This window comes from Tateyamaria sp., assembly GCF_059783535.1.
In genome coordinates this window covers 1-16,787 of the sequence record NZ_JBYNDP010000089.1, presented here as the reverse complement: position 1 = coordinate 16,787, position 16,787 = coordinate 1, and the positions used below count along the sequence as shown (strand labels likewise).

Here is a 16,787-nt window from a genome sequence, read left to right as displayed (position 1 = left end):
TAGACGGTGTAGCCGTCCAGATAGGGAATGGTTTCGCCCATCACCTTGTCGGCCGCCCCACCGTAGAATTCCATGTAGCGGGCCAGAGCGACGGCATCGGCCCGCGACTGTGTCAGCGGTTTGCCCACATCCAGTGCCTCGAGCGTGGCGAGGTCGTCGACCCGCTCCAGCACTTTGCGCCCGATATCGGTCAGGATACGCCCCCGTTCGGTCGCCGTCATGCGACCCCAATCGCCGTTGCGCGCTGTGTGAGCGGCCGCGACCGTTGCATCGATATCTGAGGCTTGCCCACGCCCGATCCGAGCCAGATCGCTGCCGTCAGACGGGTTGATCAGGGGTAGCGTTTCATTGGTCACGCGCCACGTTCCGCCAACAAGGACCAGAGACGGATCGAACCAAAGCGGTGGTGTCATCTGGGTATTCTCCTGTCCCTAGATCCCGAACATTGCCCGCCAGCCGGCGGTGGTCATGTTGCGACGGTAATCTTCCGTCATGTCAGGGTCGAGCGCTTCAATCAGCACACGGTTTTCAAGCCAGATTTCAACGCATTCGAATGGGCCGCGATTGCAGGTGCGGGCGGTCCAGTCGTTTTGCCTGCCAATGTCCAGAAGCTGGCCTTCCGTACGCGGAGATGCCAGGCAGATATGCGTGGCCATCGGGTGCCCATTTGCCTCGCCCTGCACAAAGGTGATCTGGTCCGGCCCCTGTTGCACCGTTGTGCCGAGTGGGTAGATCTCGATCGCGGTGCCATCATCAGCCTTACCAAAAACAATGAAAGCACCGGAACAGGGTGGGAAAGGCAGGGCCACTCCGCCCATGATCTGGGCAAGGATATCTGCCACGTGCATTGGGTCTTGGGCATCAATGGAAAGGTGGGCAAGGGTCATGTCATGGCCTCCGGTAAGGTCGGTGCGGCGTTGATGAGTTGCTGAGTGTACGGATGCCGGGCCTGTGTAAACACATCCTCGGTCACGCCCTGCTCCACGATCTTTCCCTTTTGCATAACCATCACACGGTCGGTGATCGTCCGCACAACGCTCAGGTCGTGGCTGATGAAAAGGTAGGTCAGATTGTACTGGCGGCAGAGGTCTGCAATTAGGTCGAGGATCTGGGCGCGGACCGAGACATCGAGGGCGCTAACCGCCTCGTCAAAGATCACCAGTTCGGGACGAATGATCAGGGCACGCGCAATGGCCAGGCGTTGCCGCTGTCCGCCCGAGAATTGGAGGGGGTACTTTTGCGCATCGTTAGGGGATAGGCCGACATCCGTCAGGGCCGACGCGATGCGGGCATCGTGATCGCTCGGTGGGCTGTCCAACAGGTGAAAGGGCTCGGTGATCAAACGGGCGACGCGATGGCGGGGGTTAAAGCTGCCGTAAGGGTCCTGAAACACCACCTGCATCTTGCGCCTGACGGACGGGTCCGTGACAGGCGTGCCATCCAGCGTGATTGACCCGCCCTGCACCGGTTCAAGCCCGAGGATCGCGCGCGTGAGGGTGGACTTGCCACAGCCGCTTTGCCCCACCAGCCCGATCCGTTCGCCACGCTTGATGTCAAAGCTGACGCTATCCACCGCACGATTTGTCCCCGCGGGGACAAACAGTTTCGTGCGGGGCAAGGTGTAGTCGCGCACAACGTCCTGAACACGTAACAGCGGAGCTTGCTCCGCCCCGCCCGGCAGATCGACGCGGTGGTTGGAGGCAGCCAGCAAGGCTTGGGTATAGGGGTGCTGCGGGTCGGTCAGTAAGGCGGGCGTGTCGCCCGCCTCGACCACTTCACCATGGCGCATGACGACGATCCGATCAGCCATTTCGGCCACAACAGCTAGGTCATGGGTGATCATCAGCAGACCCATTCCATCCTCGGCGGCAAGGAGTTTGAGCAGGGTCAGAATCTGTGCCTGCGTGGTGACATCCAGCGCCGTGGTGGGTTCGTCTGCAATCAACAGCTTGGGTCCGCAGGCTATGGCAATCGCGATGACCACGCGCTGGCGCTGCCCGCCGGACAGCTCGTGCGGGTAGCGCGTGAGCGCAATTGCTTCGAGGCCAACGCGGTCTAACACCTCGCGTGCGCGCGTCATCGGGTTAAGGTCGGGCCGGTGCAGGCGCACCGTTTCGGAGACTTGCGCGCCGATGGTCTGCACCGGGTTCAGCGCTGTCATCGGCTCTTGAAACACCATGCCGGCGAGGTCGCCACGCAAGGTGCAAAGCGTGGTTTCATCCAGCTCTAGCATCTCGTGGCCGTCGAGGGTGATGGCCCCCGTGGCCTCGGACCGCGCGGGCAGCAATTGCATCACGGCCAGCGCCGTCATCGACTTGCCGGACCCGCTTTCCCCGGTGACGGCGACAACTTCTCCCGGTGCCAGCGAAAGGGACACGTCGCGCAGGATCGGGGCGCCCGCGATGGACAGGGACAGACTGTTGATGGACAGAAGGCTCATGCCCGCGCCACCCGCAGTTTCGGATCAAGCGCGTCCCGCAACCCGTCGCCCAAGAGGTTCAGGCCAAGCACAGTCAGGATGATCGCCATCCCTGGCACCAGCGCCATATGGGGCGCGATGCTGACCAGCGTTTGCGCATCCGCAAGCATCCGGCCCCAACTGGGGGTCGGAGGTTGTGCGCCAAGACCGACATAGGAAAGTGCCGCTTCGGCCAGAATACCAAGGCTGAACTGGATCGTAGCCTGCACGATCAGCAGGTTCGCGATGTTGGGCAGGATGTGTTCGACGCTGATCCGTGCGGCCCCTTTGCCCGCAACACGGGCGGCCATGATGAATTCTCGTGCCCAAAGCGGCAGTGCGCCGCCACGCGTGACACGGGCGAAGACGGGGATATTGAAGATACCGATGGCGATGATGGCGTTGATGGCGCCCGCGCCGAACACCGCAGTGATCAGGATGGCGATGACCAGCGACGGAAAGGCAAAGATCAGGTCGTTGCCGCGCATGATGACCTCGTCCACCCAACCACCTTGCCGCGCCGCAGCCCACAAGCCCAGCGGCACGCCAAGCCCGATGCCGATGCCCACGGCGACGCAGGCCACGGCGATAGACGTCCGGGCGCCCACCATGATCATCGAAAACAAATCTCGCCCGAAATGATCGGTACCGAACCAGTGGATCCCGTTTGGCGTCTGCAGTTTTTCGGGAATGTTCATCGCGCCATGATCGAACGGCGTCCAGACAAAGGACAAAAGCGCCGCGATCACCATGAGCGCCGACAGCGCCCCGCCCAGGACCAATGACCGGTTCATGTGCGGGCCCTCAGCCGTGGATCAACAGCGGCGTAGGCCAGATCGACGAGGAAGTTCACGACAATCACAGCAAAGACAAGCAGCATTGTCACGCTCTCCACCACGATCAAGTCGCGGGCGGAGATACTTTGGAAAATGAGCCGTCCAAGGCCGGGCAGATAAAACACCTGTTCGATGATGATCCCGCCCGCAAGCAGGAACGAGAATTGCAAGCCGAGGATCGTCAGCACGGGGATCATTGCATTGCGCAAGCCGTGACGGCGCAAGGCCGCCCCTCGGCTTAACCCCTTGGCGCGGGCCGTGCGCATGAAGTCCTCGTCCAGCACATCCAGCAGCGATGAGCGCATGACGCGGGCGAGGATCGCGGCCTGCGGCAAAGCAAGGGCTATGGCGGGCAGGGTGAGGGATTTGAGGGCCGCGAATACGCCCTTGTCCCAACCGGCAAAGCCGCCCGCGCTGAACCAGCGCAGGTTGATGGCAAAGATCAGGACCAGCATCATCGCAAACCAGAAGTTCGGGATGGCGATGCCCACCTGCGTTGCGCTCATCACACCCACATCGCCTGCCTTGCCCCGGCGGGACGCGGCGTAGATGCCCGCAGGGAAGGCGATGAGCGTCGACAGAGTCAGGGCATAAAGCGCAAGCGGCAAGGACACCCAAAGCCGGTCGGCAATCATCTCTGCCACCGGCGTGCGGTACTGGTAGGACGTCCCAAAGTCGCCCTGCACCATGCCCCGAACCCAAGACAGGTATCGCTGCCATTTCGGTTGATCGAGGCCCAGTTCGGCCCGCAGTGCGGCCAGCGTATCCTCCTGCGCGTTGATGCCCAGCATGAAGGATGCCGGATCGCCGGGCGCCACTTCGATCACTGCAAAGATCAGCAGCGACGCAATGGCGAGGCTGATGAACAAGGACAGAAGCCGTTTGAGAGTGTAGCGCAGCATATGGCTGCGACGTTAGGCGGGCGGATCAGTGCAGGCAAGCACGTCGGTAAGCGCACCGAGATCGCGGGCAAGCGTCGCCATGGCCATCCCCCGGATCGTGGCAACATAACAGTCCTGTGACCAGCCACAGGTTTGGGTCAGGTTCTCCCAGTTCCGGACCGACAAGAGCGTCCAGAGCAGGTCGGTGGCCTGCTCCAAATCCGTGCCCGGAGGCAAGGTGCCGTCCGCGGCAAGCGCCTTGATGGCGGCGGCGCACCCCTCTCGCATGTCCTGCATACGCGTGTTCCAGGCCGCGGCCGCTTCTGCATCGGTGTCCGTGACGGCCATGATGGCACGGGCCACGCCATAGATCTTGGGGATGTAGTTGCCCCACGCGGTGACAAAGGCGTCCAGCCGTTCGGCGCCAGACCGCGCGCCCCGGCTGGGGGCAAGGCCGGTGTCAATATCGTTAAGCCGGTCCTGATAACGCGTTGCCGCCACCAGCAAGTCGGTCCGGGTGGGAAAGTGCAGATAGACCGCCTGTCGGCTGATCCCCGTTGCCCGCGCGATGTCGGACATCGTCGGCAGCTTCGCATCGGGCGCTTCCAGCAGCTTCAGGGTCGCTTGAAGAATTTTTGTCGGGGTATCGATCGGGTCACTTGACATGCTGTCAAGGAGCACATAGTTGACACGGTGTCAATTTACACAGTGTCAAGCAAACGACGGAGAGATCACATGACCAAAAAGATTTTCATCTGGGTGGCCCATCCCAAAGCCGGATCGCTGAACGCTGCGCTGGCTGAACGCTATGCGACTGGCGCGCGCGCCAAGGGCGCTGACGTCCGGGTCATGCATCTATCCGACATGTCGACGGAAGCAGGCTATGACGCAGATGCGCCCCTGTCGCTCGACGTACAGGCGTGGCAGGACAACATCCGCTGGGCAGATCACGTGATGATCGTACACCCTTACTGGTGGGGCGCGATGCCCGCGCAGGCCAAGGCGGTTATGGATGCGGGCCTGCAATCGGGGTTCGCCTACAAGTACCATGGGCGCGGCATGGGCTGGGACAAACTGCTGGACGGGCGTACAGGCGACGCGATCATCACTTCGGACACACCGCCACTGCTGGATACGATCCTCTATCGCAGCCCTGGGCGCCGGGTGATGCGCAACCAGGTGATGAAATTCGTGGGCGTGAAGCCGAAAACCGTGGTGCAGCTTGGATCGGTGAAGCTTGCCAAGCCGGAAAAGATTGCGGGCTGGCTGCAAAAGGCAGAAGCGATGGGCGCCGCAGCGGCCTGACCCCTCGCCACCGGGGGCAGGGCGGTTATGTATGGGGCATGAAACGCCCCCTTTTCATAGGATCCGAGATCTATCGCGGATCGTCCTACGGATCGTGGCACCCCTTGCGGGTGCCGCGCGTGTCCACGGTCATTGACCTGAGCCGGGCCATGGGGTGGCTGCCAAACGACGCCTATGTGCCAAGCCCACGGGCCAAGCCGAATGCGCTGACGATCTGGCACACACCGGATTATCTGTCCGCCCTTCACAGGGCAGAAGCCGCACAACACGTGAGCGATGATGTCAGGGCGCGGCACGGGCTGGGCACGTCAAACAATCCGGTCTTCCCCGAGATGTATCGACGACCTGCGACGGCAGCGGGCGGGTCCTTGTTGGCAGGTGAGCTGCTGCGTGACGGGGGCATCGTCTATCACCCTGCGGGCGGCACGCATCATGCGATGCCGGATCGGGCCGGGGGGTTTTGCTATCTCAACGACCCGGTGCTGGCGATCCTGTCCCTGCGCCGCAATGGGGCCAAGCGGATTGCATATGTGGATATTGACGCGCATCACCCCGACGGGGTGGAGGTGGCCTTTGGCGACGATCCGGATGTGCTGATGATCTCCGTCCACGAGGAGGGGCTGTGGCCACGCACTGGAGAATTGGGCGCAACAGATACCCTGGTGAACCTGCCGGTGCCGCGCAATCTCAACGACGATGAAATGGCCTTGATCCGGGATCAAGTGATCCTGCCCCGTGTTCAAGCCTTCCAACCGGATGCAATCGTCATTCAATGCGGCGCCGATGGGGTCGAGGAAGACCCGCAAGCGCATCTGTCGCTGTCCAACAATGCGCATTGGGCAATTGTACGCGACCTCATGGGCCTGGCCCCGCGCCTCCTGGTCCTCGGTGGTGGCGGTTACAACCCATGGTCGGTCGGGCGCCTGTGGACAGGCGTTTGGGCCACGTTGAACGGCTACGACATTCCCGAGCGCGTCACATCCGATGGTGAGGATGTGCTGTGCGCCTTGCGTTTTGACGGCAACCGACGCGGCAAGAACCCACCAAGGCATTGGTATATAACACTACAAGACTCCCCAAGCGGCGGACCAATTCGCGAAGATGTACGGCACCGCCTCGCGCGCCTTTGATCCAACTTCATTTCGCCAATTAAACCGCGGGGGGAGGCCGCAGGCCGGGGGGTTGGCCCCCCTCAGCCCTCTCCGCCGTACTCCGCGTCGCTCACATGTTCGAGCCATGTGGCCGCTGATCCGTCCTGCATCTCCTGCATGCCGATATGAGTCATGGTGGTGTCCGGACTCGCACCGTGCCAATGCTCGACATCGGGTGGAATCCAAACCGTGTCACCGGCACGGATGGCTTGCGGTGCTTCGCCCCGAATACAAATCAATCCGGCCCCTTGGGTCACATGCAGCGTTTGCCCGAGAGGATGCGTGTGCCATGCCGTTCGCGCACCAGGCGCAAAGTGAACAACCAAGGCATTCAACCGCGCGGGAGGCTCGGTTGAAATCACCGGATCCTGCCACACTTCGCCAGTGAAGTAGTCCGGGTTCGCCCGCTGGCTTGGACGGCTGCCTGCCCTGTGAAGGATCATTCTGCCCAACTCACGCCCGTAAGGTCCGTGGCCTGCGTGGGCGCGTTGGTCCAAAGGCCCTGCACCTCGGCCTTGGCGACGGACAGCTGGGCCAGCTGGAACAGGTAGCCGTTGACCGCATCATTCGCGATCATTTCCTGCGCCTTGGCCATCAGGTTCGTGCGCTTGTCGGGGTCCGTGGTGCTGTTCAGAGTGCCGACCAGTTCCTGGAATGCCGGGTTGTCGTACTGGAAGTAGTAGTCGGGGTTGGCGTAAATCCCGATGTCCATAGGTTCCGTGTGGCTGACGATGGTCAGGCCGAAATTCTTGCCCCGAAACACGGTTTCCAGCCATTGTGCCCATTCGACATTGATGATCTCGGCCTTGATGCCAACATCAGCCAGTTGCGCGGCGATGATCTCGCCCCCGCGGCGCGCGTAAGAAGGCGGCGGCAGGTGCAAGGTTGTTTCAAACCCGCCTTCCATCCCGGCCTCGGCCAGAAGGGCGCGGGCCTTTTCAGGATCAAAGGCAGACCCACCTGTAAGATCGACATAAGCCGGGTTGTGCGGCGCAAAGTGCGTCCCAATCGGGGTGCCATAGCCGAACATGGCCCCGTCGATGATGGCCTGGCGGTCGATCGCGTGCGCAACGGCCTGCCGGACACGCAGATCGTCAAAGGGGGGCTGTGCGTTGTTAGTCGAAAGGATCGTCTCCCCTTCGGTTGACCCGACAAGCACCTGAAAACGCGGATCGGCTTCGAATTGCGGCAGGTTCTCGGGCGCGGGAAAGCCGGTGAACACGTCCACATCCTCGGCCATCACGGCGGCAAACGCGGCCGTTGGGTCCGAAATGAATTTGAACGTGGCTTCGGTCAGCGCAGGGGATTCACCCCAATACCCGTCATATTGGCTGATGCGGATGCTGTCGCCTTGTGTCCAGCTGTCGAACTTGAACGGGCCCGTGCCGATGGGCTGCTGCTTGATATTCTCGATACTTTCCGGGGCCACGATCACCGCGTCGCCCCAAGCGAGGTTGAAAAGCAGATTGCCGTTGGGCTCGCTCAGCATCATGCGCACGGTTTGCGGGTCGACCACCTCGACCGAGGCGATCGCCGCATAAAGCGCCTTTTGTGCATTGGCGCTGTCTTCGGCAAGGATACGGTCGAAGGTGAATTTCACATCCTCGGCGTCCATGCCGGTGCCGTCATGGAAGGTAACGCCTTCGCGCAGGGCAAATGTATAGGTCAGCCCATCATCCGAGATTTCCCAGCTTGCCGCCAGGCCCGGCACAACTGACCCATCGCCCATGAAACGTGTGAGGCCCTCGAACACATTGGAATAGAGAACGGAGTCAATGGCCCCCGCTGCGGCGGAGGTGGGGTCAAGGTGCGGGGGTTCCAGCTGCATCGCCACCGTGATGTCGGTTTTCGCCCAGGCCCCCGTCGCGGCAAAGGCGATGGCGGCGGTGGTCATCATCAGTCGGTTGAACATGGCGGTCTCCCCATCAGTCAGGTTTCCCCCAGCTTTCCCGCAAACCGGGCACCGTGCAAGCCTTCTGTGCCTTTGACCCGTTTCTTGCGGGTTGTGCCGCAGCGCTAACGCCTGCGCAGGAAACGGGTCGGCGCATCATTACGCGGTGCGTAGAGCGGGTGCATGAACACAGATCTGCGAAAGGCAAAAACATGCGACTGAAAGACAAGACGATCATAGTCACCGGTGCAAGCAGCGGGATCGGCGCGGCGGCAGCCCGGCTGTTTGCGCAGGAAGGCGCAAACGTGGTTCTGGGTGCCCGCCGGGCCGATACGTTGCGGGAGATCGCCGGCGAAATCGAAGCCTCTGGCGGGCGCGCTGCCTATGCTGCCGGAGATGTGGGTGATCCATCTGTTGCCAGTGCACTTGTCGATACGGCCATGGCGCAATTTGGCGGGCTGGATGGTGCGTTCAACAATGCAGGCATGGTGGGTGATATGGGTCCGGTCACGGACATGACGGATCAGACATGGTCCGATGTCATCCAAACCAATCTGACAAGCGCATTCCTGGCAGCTCGCGCCCAGATCCCCGCGCTGGTCAAGCGGGGCGGGGGCGCTTTGGTGTTCACGGGATCGTTTGTCGGGGTGAGTAATGGCGGGATGCCCGGAATGGCGGCCTATGCCGCATCCAAGGCGGGGTTGATGGGTCTTGTCCAATCGCTGGCAATCGACTGGGCCGGGCAGGGCATCAGGGTGAATGCGGTTTTGCCCGGTGGCACACGCACGGCCATGGCGGGTGACGACCCGGACACCATCGATTTCGTGGCGGGATTGCACCCGATGAAACGGCTGGCGAACCCGGAGGAAATTGCGCGCGCCGCCCTGTTCCTGCTGTCTGATGAATCGTCCTTTGTCACGGGCGCACCGCTGATTGCGGATGGCGGCATGTCCGTGCGTATGCTGTGACGTCACGACCCGGGGTGGTGACATTGCGGCCCCGGGCCTGCTATGGGCGCGCAACGACATTATGCGAAGGACATGGACATGAGCGCCACAGCCCGCAAAACCGCCCCCTTGCCCGACGATATCCGGGCCATGAAAGGGGGCACGCCGATTGTCAGCCTGACGGCCTATACCACCCCCATGGCACAGATGATGGACACCCATTGCGACTTTGTCCTCGTGGGCGACAGCGTGGGCATGGTGTTGCATGGGCTGCCTTCGACCCTTGGCGTGACGATGGACATGATGGTGATGCACGGCAAGGCAGTCGCGCGCGGTCTGACATCCTCCATGATGGTCATCGACATGCCCTTTGGCAGCTACGAAGAAGGGCCGGAACAGGCATTCCGCAATGCCGCGCGCCTCATGGCCGAGACAGATGCAGGCGCGGTGAAACTGGAAGGCGGCGTGGCGATGGCCGACACCATCGCGTTTCTTGTTGCACGCGGTATTCCGGTCATGGCGCATATCGGTCTGACGCCCCAGTCGATCAACACGCTTGGTGGTTACAAGGTACAGGGCCGGGGCGACGCGGCTGCAACGCTGATGGCGGATGCAAAGGCGGTGGCAGAGGCCGGTGCCTTTGCCGTCGTGCTTGAAAAAGTGCCGGAAAACCTTGCCAACGACATCGCGGGCGCGGTTGATATCCCGACCATCGGGATTGGTGCGTCGGCCGGATGCGATGGGCAGATCCTTGTTGTTGATGACATGCTGGGCCTCTTCACCGCTTTCAAGGCCAAATTCGTGAAACGTTATGCGGAATTGGGCATGGATGGCGAAGCCGCCATCGCAGCCTATGCCGACGATGTGCGCGCGCGCCGCTTCCCCGGACCGGAACATGTGTTTGGTGATGCAGTGCCCGGAGCCAAGACATGACAGCGCCGATCGTGCGCACCTTGGCTGAGCTGCGCGATATGACCCGCCGGTGGCAGCGGGCCGAAGAAACAATTGGCGTTGTCCCCACCATGGGCGCGCTGCATGACGGCCACCTAAGCCTCGTGGCGCGCGCCAAGGAGATGTCTGATCGGGTGATCGTGACGATCTTTGTGAACCCCAAGCAGTTCAACAACGCGCAAGACTTAGAGAACTATCCGCGCACCGAACACGAAGATGCCCGCAAGCTGGAACGCTTTGCAGTCGATGCGATCTATGTCCCTGATGGGCCGCAAATGTACCCGGACGGGTTTGCGACAAACATCAGTGTCAATGGTCTCACCAACGTGCTGTGCGGTGCACATCGGCCCGGTCACTTTGACGGGGTGGCAACAGTGGTGACCAAGTTGTTCACCCAGACTTCGGCCGATTTGGCTTTCTTTGGCGAGAAAGACTTTCAGCAGTTGCAGGTGGTGCGGCGGTTGGCCCGCGATCTGGATCTGGGGGTCGAGGTGGTTGGCTGCCCGACCATCCGTGAGATTGACGGGCTGGCCATGTCATCCCGCAACCTGCTCTTGTCCGATCAGGCCCGCAGCCGCGCCGCAGCACTGAATGAGGTCATGGAAGAAATGGCCGAGGCGTTGGGGCAGGGGGCGCAGATTGCCGATCTGATGCCTGACGGACAGGCGCGGTTGGCGGCAGCCGGGTTTGGCGAGATCGACTATCTCGAGATGCGCACCAATAACACTCTGGCGCTGCTTGAATGCGCAACAGAACCGGCCCGCTTGTTTGCGGCAGCCTATATGGCCGGGGTTCGGCTGATCGACAATATCGATGTGCCAGTCATCGCCAAACGCTGACTAGTCGTCGAGCTTCGACAGCCGCGCCCGAAACCAGGTTTCGAGCGCGGATTGCGACATGGCCCCGGTCACCACGTCGACCACCACGTCATCGATCCGATCCCCGGCATGGATGGCCAGATCGTAGCCGCTGTTCAGGCACAACACTTCGGTCGTCAGCCAGGCAGTGCGCTTGTTTGCATCGTTGAACCCATGAGAGGTCGCCAAACCGTGCAACAAGGCCGCGGCCTTCTTGTGGATGGGCAGGTGATAGCCGTGATAGGGGCGACCGATCGCGCCCAGAATACTGTCGAGATTGCAGATACCCGGCAGCCCGCCAAACGCCTCTAGCGATTGCTCGTGCGCTTCGAGAACGTCGCCAAGCTTGATACGATAGTGCCGCTTACCGATTGGCCAGCCGCTGCAGGGCGTCCCTGTTCTTGCTGATCGAACTGCGCACAACCTTGGGTGTCTTCTTGCCCGAGGTGTGCTCGGACGTGTCCCCACCTTCCTTGCGGATGGTGAATCTTCCCGCGGCTGCACTGCGGGCAACGGTTGCGCTGTTTGTCTTGGCCATATCTACGGTGTCCTTCTGCATCCGAAAATGCACATCCCGCATCAACATATCAAGGGATCATGAACCGACCCTTGCCGTTTGGCTTAAGGCAACAACAGGGTTTCCAGCGCCTGTCCCATGACCTTAGCGCTGTCGAGCATATCCGTGATGCCCACCCATTCATCGGGTTTGTGGGCCAGCTCCAACTCTCCCGGCCCGTAGGCGATGCAATTGCGCAGCTTGCCAATCCGGTCGATATGCTTTTGGTCATAAGACCCAGGGGAGGCGACATAGGTGGGTTCGACCCCCAGCACGCTTTCAATGGCGGCGTGCACCGTTTCGACCACAGGCGCTGATTTGTCCGTCATTGATGGCAAGACCACGTTCAACTCGCGCATTTCATAGTCGAACCGGTCGCGCGAGGCTTTCAGACCTTCCAGCAATTCAACCACTTCGCCACGCACCTGTTCCACGTTTTCCTCGACCAGAAAGCGCCGGTCGATCACGATCCGGCAGCTGTCGGGCACGCAATGCGCGGGCAAGCCATCATAGTCTGCGGCCTGTTCCGGCTGACCACCATGGATCGAATTGATGTTCATGGTCGATTGCCGCGCCCCTTCGGGCACCACGGGCATATCCGTGTGGCGGGATGCCATCGCCGGATAAAGATCACTTTCGAATTTGTCCAAAACGGCCCCCATATGCCGCACCGCGCAATCGCCCAGAAACGGCATTGAGCCATGGGCAATCTCGCCCTTCGTCTCGATCTCGGCCCACCAGCCGCCGCGATGACCCAGGCAAATGCGGTCCTTGTTCAGGGGTTCGGGGATGATGACATGCTGGACCCGCTCGGGCGCAAACAGTCCCTTTTCAGCCAGGTAAGCAACCCCACCATACCCACCCGATTCCTCGTCTGCCGTGGCGCTGATTTCAATGGCGCCCGCATAGTCGGGATGTTCTTCGATAAATGCCTCTGCCGCGATGATCGAGGCGGCCAGCCCGCCTTTCATGTCACATGCGCCGCGACCATAGATCTTGTCGCCATCAACTTCGGCCCCGAACGGATCACGGGTCCAGCCGTGGCCCACCTCGACCACATCGTGGTGGCTGTTGAAATGCACACACTCCCCCGCACTTTTCCCTTCGCGGCGCGCCACCACGTTCCAGCGCGGGTAAGTGTCACTGTCGCCGGGGGTGCCATGGGCACGGATCATCTGCATCTCGAACCCGTGACCCTTCAGTCGATCCCCGACCAATGCGCAGATGTCATGGTAATGCCGCCCCGGCGGGTTCAGCGTCGGAATGCGGATCAAATCCTGCGTCAGCGCGATCAAAGCGTCGCGGCGACCATCGATGCGAGCGGAAAGTGTCATGCCCCGAGTGTCGAACCGCAGGCATCAAATGGCAAGGGACGTCCCGACCCAACCGAGCCGTTCGGGGAGGATTTTTTGGAAATAGGGAAGTTTTAGAGCTTGCCCAATGGAACCTTCAGCGCCATGTCCCCTTCGTCATCACGCGGGATTTCACCGGCGCGCATGTTCACCTGCAGCGCCGGGATAATCAGGCTGGGCATCGCGAGTTGTTTGTCACGCTCCGTTCGAAACTTGATGAAATCCTCGCGCGTCTTGCTGCCACCCACATGAATGTTCTTTTCGCGCTCTTCCGCAACCGTCGTTTCCCACGCAATGGCGCGCCCACCGGGGCCGTAATCGTGGCAGATGAACAGGCGCATCGCATCGGGCAGCGCCAGAACGCGCATGATGCTGTCGTAAAGCTGACCTGCATCCCCACCCGGGAAATCCGCGCGGGCCGACCCGCCATCGGGCATGAACAACGTGTCACCGACAAAAGCGGCGTCGCCCATCACATGCACCATGCAGGCCGGGGTATGGCCAGGCGTGTGCATGGCAAAGCAGGTCATTGCGCCAACTTCATAACTGTCGCCATCTTCGAACAAGGCGTCAAATTGCGAGCCATCGCGCTGGAACTCGGTGCCCTCGTTGAACACCTTGCCAAAGGTGTCCTGCACCTCGGTGATTTTGGCCCCGATGCCGATCTTGCCGCCCAAAGCCTGCTGGATGTAGGGCGCGCCCGACAGGTGATCGGCGTGGACATGGGTTTCGATGATCCAATCGAGCCGAAGGTCATTGGCGCGTATATGGGCGATGATCTTGTCAGCGCCATCGAAGTTCAAAGCACCGGCGGCATAATCGATGTCCATCACCGCATCGATTACCGCGCAGGCCCGCCCGTCTGGTTCCTGCACCACATAGGAAATCGTATTGGACCGCTCGTCAAAGAACGGGGTGACGGTCGGGTGACAATTCATATCGGGGGTCATGCCCTGTCCTCCTTTTCCACGGGGCCGCCTTGCGCTTCCCAGGTCGAAAACCCTTCGCGCAGATGCGCTGCCTCAAATCCCATGTCCTGTAATGTGGCGACGGTCAGTGCTGATCGCCAGCCCGAGGCGCAATGAAACAGATATGTTTTGTCGGCCTGACCAAACACGTCCTTGAAATAGGGGCTGTCAGGGTCGACCCAGAACTCGATCATGCCGCGCGGCGCATGGACTGATCCGGGGATGTATCCGCTGCGCTGACGTTCGCGGATGTCCCGGATATCGACGATAACAACATCAGGATCATCCACTGACTTGATGGCATCCACCGTCTCAACCTCTTTGATGCGGGCACGCGCATCGGCAACCATTTTCGCGGCAGTTGTCTTCAGGCCCATCGGCACCTCCGTTTGAACACGGGAACTGTGCCAGCAGGTTCCTGTTACAGCAAGGCCAGTAAACGACCCGTAATGTGGATTATGTAAATTTGTGAGGCCAGGGTGGACGCCAATGCCTCGTTCGGGTCATGTGCCTGTAACAAGGAAAGGGCCATCCATGGGCTTTGTCATACCGCTTCCGCAGCCAGCCTCTGTCGCCGTTGCAAGCTCAGAAGACCGCTTCCCGATCCGCCGCATCTTTTGTGTGGGTCGTAATTATGCCGCCCATGCGCGCGAGATGGGCAAGGATCCGGACCGTGAGCCACCGTTTTTCTTTACCAAACCCGCAGACGCTGTTGTCGACAGCCCCTGCACCATTCCATATCCGCCACTGACGGCAGACCTGCACCACGAGATCGAACTGGTCATCGCCATCGGTACCGGGGGCGCAAACATCCCGGCCGATGCCGTCATGGATCACGTCTGGGGCGCTGGCGTGGGCATCGACATGACCCGCCGTGATCTACAGGCCGAAGCCAAGAAAATGGGCCGCCCGTGGGACTGGGCAAAGGCATTCGATTTTTCGGCGCCGATGTCGCCGATTGTGCCCCTGCAGAACGTGCCGAGCCTGACCGCCGGGCGCATCTGGCTCGCCGTGAATGGCGAGGTGCGGCAGGACGCAGATATCGCTGACCTGATCTGGCCCGTCCGCGATCACGTGGCTTACCTGTCGCAAGCGGTGACCTTGGCCTCCGGAGACTTGATCATGACCGGCACGCCAGCCGGAGTTGGTGCTGTCAAAACTGGGGATGTGATGACCGGCGGTGTCGAAGGGATCGCAGAGATCGAGGTGACCGTAGGACCGCAAGGCTAAAGCGCGGCCAACACTTCTTCTAAACTGCGGCGTGCGCCTGTTTGAAGGTAGTCCATGGCACGCAAGGACGCTTCATGCGCCTCCAGACTTGATCCGGCAACACAGTCTTCGATCACGCGACAGAAGTAGTCGTGCTGGTGTCCGTCGACGAATGTGTAGTGCACACAGACATCCGTCAGTCCACCGACCAACAGCAAGGTGTCGACCTTGAGACCCTTCAGCAGGATCTCGAAATCCGTCCCGAAAAAGGCTGAATAGCGCCGTTTGCGGATCACGTAGTCATCCGGCCGAACATCCATTTCCTTCACCGCAAGGGCTGTCGCCGGGTTGTCTTCGAGGCAATGTACATCTTCGTCCCCATCCAACTCCCGGCCAAAATCGACCATCGAAGGGTGGTGAACTTCCTGAATGAAGATGACCGGCACTCCGCCAGCACGGGCCGCATCAATGGCCGTGCGGGCCGCCAGCATCCGGTCCTTGTAGCCAGGCATGTTATCGATCGACCGGACTTCACTGTCGTCAATGAAGGTACTCGCCTGAATGTCGATCACAATCAAAGCCGCACGCCCTTCAATCAAGGCGCGCGGCGTCTTGTCCGTATTTGCCATCAGACAGCCTGCGTCGCGTCGATGGCCCGTTTCCAGCGCGCATATCCCGCTTCTCGGTCACCTTCAGACATCGCAGGGTCAAAACGGGCTTCGCGCGCCCAAGTCGCGGCGAAACCTTCGGTTTCCGGGTAAATCCCGGCCCGCATTCCAGCCAACCACGCAGCACCCAAAGCGGTTGTTTCAACCCCAGCCGGGCGATCCACGGGCGCCCCCAGCATATCCGACAGGAATTGCATGGCCCAATCATTGGCACTGAGGCCACCATCGACGCGCAGCACCGCATCGCCCGCATCCGGCCAGTCCGCACGCATCGCTTCCCAAAGGTCGCGTGTCTGGAAGCCGATGCTCTCCAATGCCGCGCGCGCCATGTCGGCAGGCCCCGTATCCCGGGTCAGGCCAAAGGTAGCTCCACGGCAATCCGGGTTCCAGTACGGGGCACCCAGACCAGTAAAGGCCGGCACGAGCGTTACGTTCCCGCTGCCCTTCTCCGCCAGCGCCTGCGTTTCGGCCGCCGACGCGATGATCCCTAACCCATCACGCAGCCACTGCACCACGGCCCCGGCGATAAAGATCGATCCTTCCAACGCATAAGTCGGCTTGCCATCCAGCTGATAGGCCACGGTGGTCAGCAAACGGTTGTTCGACGTCACCGGCGCATCGCCCGTGTTCAACAGCGCAAAGCAGCCCGTGCCATAGGTCGATTTCAGCATGCCGGGCTGGAAACAGGCATTGCCGATGGTCGCCGCCTGCTGGTCGCCGGCAACGCCGTAGATCGGGATCTCGGCGCCCAGAATCT

21 protein-coding genes are annotated in these 16,787 nt (G+C 61.2%); 6 read left to right on the top strand and 15 right to left on the bottom strand.

What is annotated here, in order from left to right:
• From AC6RA8_RS15735 to AC6RA8_RS15710, 6 genes are all read right to left on the bottom strand, one after another.
• Positions 1–413 (bottom strand): aldehyde dehydrogenase family protein (locus AC6RA8_RS15735; RefSeq protein ID WP_500353794.1); only part of this gene is annotated, 413 nt, incomplete at its 3' end.
• An 18-nt stretch (positions 414–431) separates the two neighbouring features.
• On the bottom strand, positions 432–887 hold the full coding sequence (locus AC6RA8_RS15730; protein WP_500353792.1) for a hypothetical protein: 456 nt from the start codon (positions 885–887) through the stop codon (positions 432–434).
• Positions 884–2,440: an ABC transporter ATP-binding protein gene (locus tag AC6RA8_RS15725; protein WP_500353791.1), complete on the bottom strand. Its 1,557-nt coding sequence runs from the start codon at positions 2,438–2,440 to the stop codon at positions 884–886. Before AC6RA8_RS15725 ends, AC6RA8_RS15730 begins: the two co-directional genes overlap by 4 nt.
• Positions 2,437–3,252 (bottom strand): ABC transporter permease, encoded by an 816-nt coding sequence (locus tag AC6RA8_RS15720; RefSeq protein WP_500353789.1) that lies wholly within the window; start codon positions 3,250–3,252, stop codon positions 2,437–2,439. Before AC6RA8_RS15720 ends, AC6RA8_RS15725 begins: the two co-directional genes overlap by 4 nt.
• Positions 3,249–4,196 (bottom strand): ABC transporter permease, encoded by a 948-nt coding sequence (locus AC6RA8_RS15715; RefSeq protein WP_500353787.1) that lies wholly within the window; start codon positions 4,194–4,196, stop codon positions 3,249–3,251. The genes AC6RA8_RS15720 and AC6RA8_RS15715 overlap by 4 nt, the downstream gene beginning before the upstream one ends.
• Positions 4,197–4,208: 12 nt before the next feature.
• A complete protein-coding gene (locus tag AC6RA8_RS15710) occupies positions 4,209–4,841 on the bottom strand; it encodes a TetR/AcrR family transcriptional regulator (protein ID WP_500353785.1) in 633 nt (210 codons plus the stop codon).
• 69 nt (positions 4,842–4,910) lie between these two features.
• On the opposite strand from AC6RA8_RS15710, the gene AC6RA8_RS15705 reads away from it, so the two are divergent.
• Positions 4,911–5,480, top strand: coding sequence for an NAD(P)H-dependent oxidoreductase (locus AC6RA8_RS15705; RefSeq protein WP_500353783.1), 570 nt, complete (start codon positions 4,911–4,913; stop codon positions 5,478–5,480).
• A 38-nt stretch (positions 5,481–5,518) separates the two neighbouring features.
• Complete coding sequence (locus AC6RA8_RS15700) at positions 5,519–6,610, top strand: acetoin utilization protein AcuC (protein WP_500353781.1); 1,092 nt, start codon at positions 5,519–5,521, stop codon at positions 6,608–6,610.
• Between the two features lie 62 nt (positions 6,611–6,672).
• On the opposite strand, the gene AC6RA8_RS15695 is transcribed toward AC6RA8_RS15700, so the two are convergent.
• Together AC6RA8_RS15695 and AC6RA8_RS15690 are read right to left on the bottom strand one after the other, a co-directional pair.
• Positions 6,673–7,074 carry a (R)-mandelonitrile lyase gene (locus AC6RA8_RS15695; RefSeq protein ID WP_500353779.1) on the bottom strand — a complete coding sequence of 134 codons (402 nt, stop codon included), beginning with the start codon at positions 7,072–7,074 and terminating at the stop codon, positions 6,673–6,675.
• Complete coding sequence (locus AC6RA8_RS15690) at positions 7,071–8,525, bottom strand: ABC transporter substrate-binding protein (protein ID WP_500353796.1); 1,455 nt, start codon at positions 8,523–8,525, stop codon at positions 7,071–7,073. Before AC6RA8_RS15690 ends, AC6RA8_RS15695 begins: the two co-directional genes overlap by 4 nt.
• A gap of 209 nt (positions 8,526–8,734) precedes the next feature.
• Between AC6RA8_RS15690 and AC6RA8_RS15685 the strand changes: the two genes are divergently transcribed.
• The 3 genes from AC6RA8_RS15685 to panC all read left to right on the top strand — a co-directional run bounded on the left by AC6RA8_RS15685 (position 8,735) and on the right by panC (position 11,259).
• A complete protein-coding gene (locus AC6RA8_RS15685) occupies positions 8,735–9,490 on the top strand; it encodes an SDR family oxidoreductase (protein WP_500353777.1) in 756 nt (251 codons plus the stop codon).
• A 78-nt stretch (positions 9,491–9,568) separates the two neighbouring features.
• Positions 9,569–10,402 carry a 3-methyl-2-oxobutanoate hydroxymethyltransferase gene (gene panB, locus AC6RA8_RS15680; protein WP_500353775.1) on the top strand — a complete coding sequence of 278 codons (834 nt, stop codon included), beginning with the start codon at positions 9,569–9,571 and terminating at the stop codon, positions 10,400–10,402.
• Positions 10,399–11,259 carry a pantoate--beta-alanine ligase gene (gene panC, locus AC6RA8_RS15675; protein WP_500353773.1) on the top strand — a complete coding sequence of 287 codons (861 nt, stop codon included), beginning with the start codon at positions 10,399–10,401 and terminating at the stop codon, positions 11,257–11,259. Before panB ends, panC begins: the two co-directional genes overlap by 4 nt.
• On the opposite strand, the gene AC6RA8_RS15670 is transcribed toward panC, so the two are convergent.
• The 5 genes from AC6RA8_RS15670 to AC6RA8_RS15650 form a co-directional block, all read right to left on the bottom strand.
• Positions 11,260–11,700, bottom strand: coding sequence for a type II toxin-antitoxin system death-on-curing family toxin (locus AC6RA8_RS15670; protein WP_500353771.1), 441 nt, complete (start codon positions 11,698–11,700; stop codon positions 11,260–11,262).
• Complete coding sequence (locus AC6RA8_RS15665; protein ID WP_500353770.1) at positions 11,642–11,815, bottom strand: hypothetical protein; 174 nt, start codon at positions 11,813–11,815, stop codon at positions 11,642–11,644. Before AC6RA8_RS15665 ends, AC6RA8_RS15670 begins: the two co-directional genes overlap by 59 nt.
• A gap of 83 nt (positions 11,816–11,898) precedes the next feature.
• Positions 11,899–13,167 carry an acetylornithine deacetylase/succinyl-diaminopimelate desuccinylase family protein gene (locus AC6RA8_RS15660; protein WP_500353768.1) on the bottom strand — a complete coding sequence of 423 codons (1,269 nt, stop codon included), beginning with the start codon at positions 13,165–13,167 and terminating at the stop codon, positions 11,899–11,901.
• 92 nt (positions 13,168–13,259) lie between these two features.
• Positions 13,260–14,135, bottom strand: a complete 876-nt coding sequence (locus AC6RA8_RS15655) for an MBL fold metallo-hydrolase (protein ID WP_500353766.1) — start codon at positions 14,133–14,135, stop codon at positions 13,260–13,262.
• Positions 14,132–14,530, bottom strand: coding sequence for a rhodanese-like domain-containing protein (locus AC6RA8_RS15650; protein ID WP_500353764.1), 399 nt, complete (start codon positions 14,528–14,530; stop codon positions 14,132–14,134). Before AC6RA8_RS15650 ends, AC6RA8_RS15655 begins: the two co-directional genes overlap by 4 nt.
• 157 nt (positions 14,531–14,687) lie before the next feature.
• Here AC6RA8_RS15650 and AC6RA8_RS15645 point away from each other — a divergent pair, with 157 nt between their 5' ends.
• A complete protein-coding gene (locus AC6RA8_RS15645) occupies positions 14,688–15,383 on the top strand; it encodes a fumarylacetoacetate hydrolase family protein (RefSeq protein WP_500353762.1) in 696 nt (231 codons plus the stop codon).
• On the opposite strand, the gene AC6RA8_RS15640 is transcribed toward AC6RA8_RS15645, so the two are convergent.
• Both AC6RA8_RS15640 and AC6RA8_RS15635 read right to left on the bottom strand, forming a co-directional pair.
• Complete coding sequence (locus AC6RA8_RS15640; RefSeq protein WP_500353760.1) at positions 15,380–15,991, bottom strand: cysteine hydrolase family protein; 612 nt, start codon at positions 15,989–15,991, stop codon at positions 15,380–15,382. The genes AC6RA8_RS15645 and AC6RA8_RS15640 overlap by 4 nt on opposite strands.
• Positions 15,991–16,787: FGGY family carbohydrate kinase (locus tag AC6RA8_RS15635; RefSeq protein ID WP_500353758.1), on the bottom strand; the 797-nt coding region annotated here is incomplete at its 5' end. The genes AC6RA8_RS15635 and AC6RA8_RS15640, both read right to left, overlap by 1 nt.

Excerpts from the sequence above, each read along its gene's own strand:
- AC6RA8_RS15730 (WP_500353792.1), bottom strand. The coding sequence starts at position 887 with ATGACCCTTGCCCACCTTTCCATTGATGCCCAAGACCCAATGCACGTG.
- AC6RA8_RS15725 (WP_500353791.1), bottom strand. The coding sequence starts at position 2,440 with ATGAGCCTTCTGTCCATCAACAGTCTGTCCCTGTCCATCGCGGGCGCC.
- AC6RA8_RS15720 (WP_500353789.1), bottom strand. The coding sequence starts at position 3,252 with ATGAACCGGTCATTGGTCCTGGGCGGGGCGCTGTCGGCGCTCATGGTG.
- AC6RA8_RS15715 (WP_500353787.1), bottom strand. The coding sequence starts at position 4,196 with ATGCTGCGCTACACTCTCAAACGGCTTCTGTCCTTGTTCATCAGCCTC.
- AC6RA8_RS15710 (WP_500353785.1), bottom strand. The coding sequence starts at position 4,841 with ATGTCAAGTGACCCGATCGATACCCCGACAAAAATTCTTCAAGCGACC.
- AC6RA8_RS15705 (WP_500353783.1), top strand. The coding sequence starts at position 4,911 with ATGACCAAAAAGATTTTCATCTGGGTGGCCCATCCCAAAGCCGGATCG.
- AC6RA8_RS15700 (WP_500353781.1), top strand. The coding sequence starts at position 5,519 with ATGAAACGCCCCCTTTTCATAGGATCCGAGATCTATCGCGGATCGTCC.
- AC6RA8_RS15695 (WP_500353779.1), bottom strand. The coding sequence starts at position 7,074 with ATGATCCTTCACAGGGCAGGCAGCCGTCCAAGCCAGCGGGCGAACCCG.
- AC6RA8_RS15690 (WP_500353796.1), bottom strand. The coding sequence starts at position 8,525 with ATGACCACCGCCGCCATCGCCTTTGCCGCGACGGGGGCCTGGGCGAAA.
- AC6RA8_RS15685 (WP_500353777.1), top strand. The coding sequence starts at position 8,735 with ATGCGACTGAAAGACAAGACGATCATAGTCACCGGTGCAAGCAGCGGG.
- panB (WP_500353775.1), top strand. The coding sequence starts at position 9,569 with ATGAGCGCCACAGCCCGCAAAACCGCCCCCTTGCCCGACGATATCCGG.
- panC (WP_500353773.1), top strand. The coding sequence starts at position 10,399 with ATGACAGCGCCGATCGTGCGCACCTTGGCTGAGCTGCGCGATATGACC.
- AC6RA8_RS15665 (WP_500353770.1), bottom strand. The coding sequence starts at position 11,815 with ATGGCCAAGACAAACAGCGCAACCGTTGCCCGCAGTGCAGCCGCGGGA.
- AC6RA8_RS15660 (WP_500353768.1), bottom strand. The coding sequence starts at position 13,167 with ATGACACTTTCCGCTCGCATCGATGGTCGCCGCGACGCTTTGATCGCG.
- AC6RA8_RS15655 (WP_500353766.1), bottom strand. The coding sequence starts at position 14,135 with ATGACCCCCGATATGAATTGTCACCCGACCGTCACCCCGTTCTTTGAC.
- AC6RA8_RS15650 (WP_500353764.1), bottom strand. The coding sequence starts at position 14,530 with ATGGGCCTGAAGACAACTGCCGCGAAAATGGTTGCCGATGCGCGTGCC.
- AC6RA8_RS15645 (WP_500353762.1), top strand. The coding sequence starts at position 14,688 with ATGGGCTTTGTCATACCGCTTCCGCAGCCAGCCTCTGTCGCCGTTGCA.
- AC6RA8_RS15640 (WP_500353760.1), bottom strand. The coding sequence starts at position 15,991 with ATGGCAAATACGGACAAGACGCCGCGCGCCTTGATTGAAGGGCGTGCG.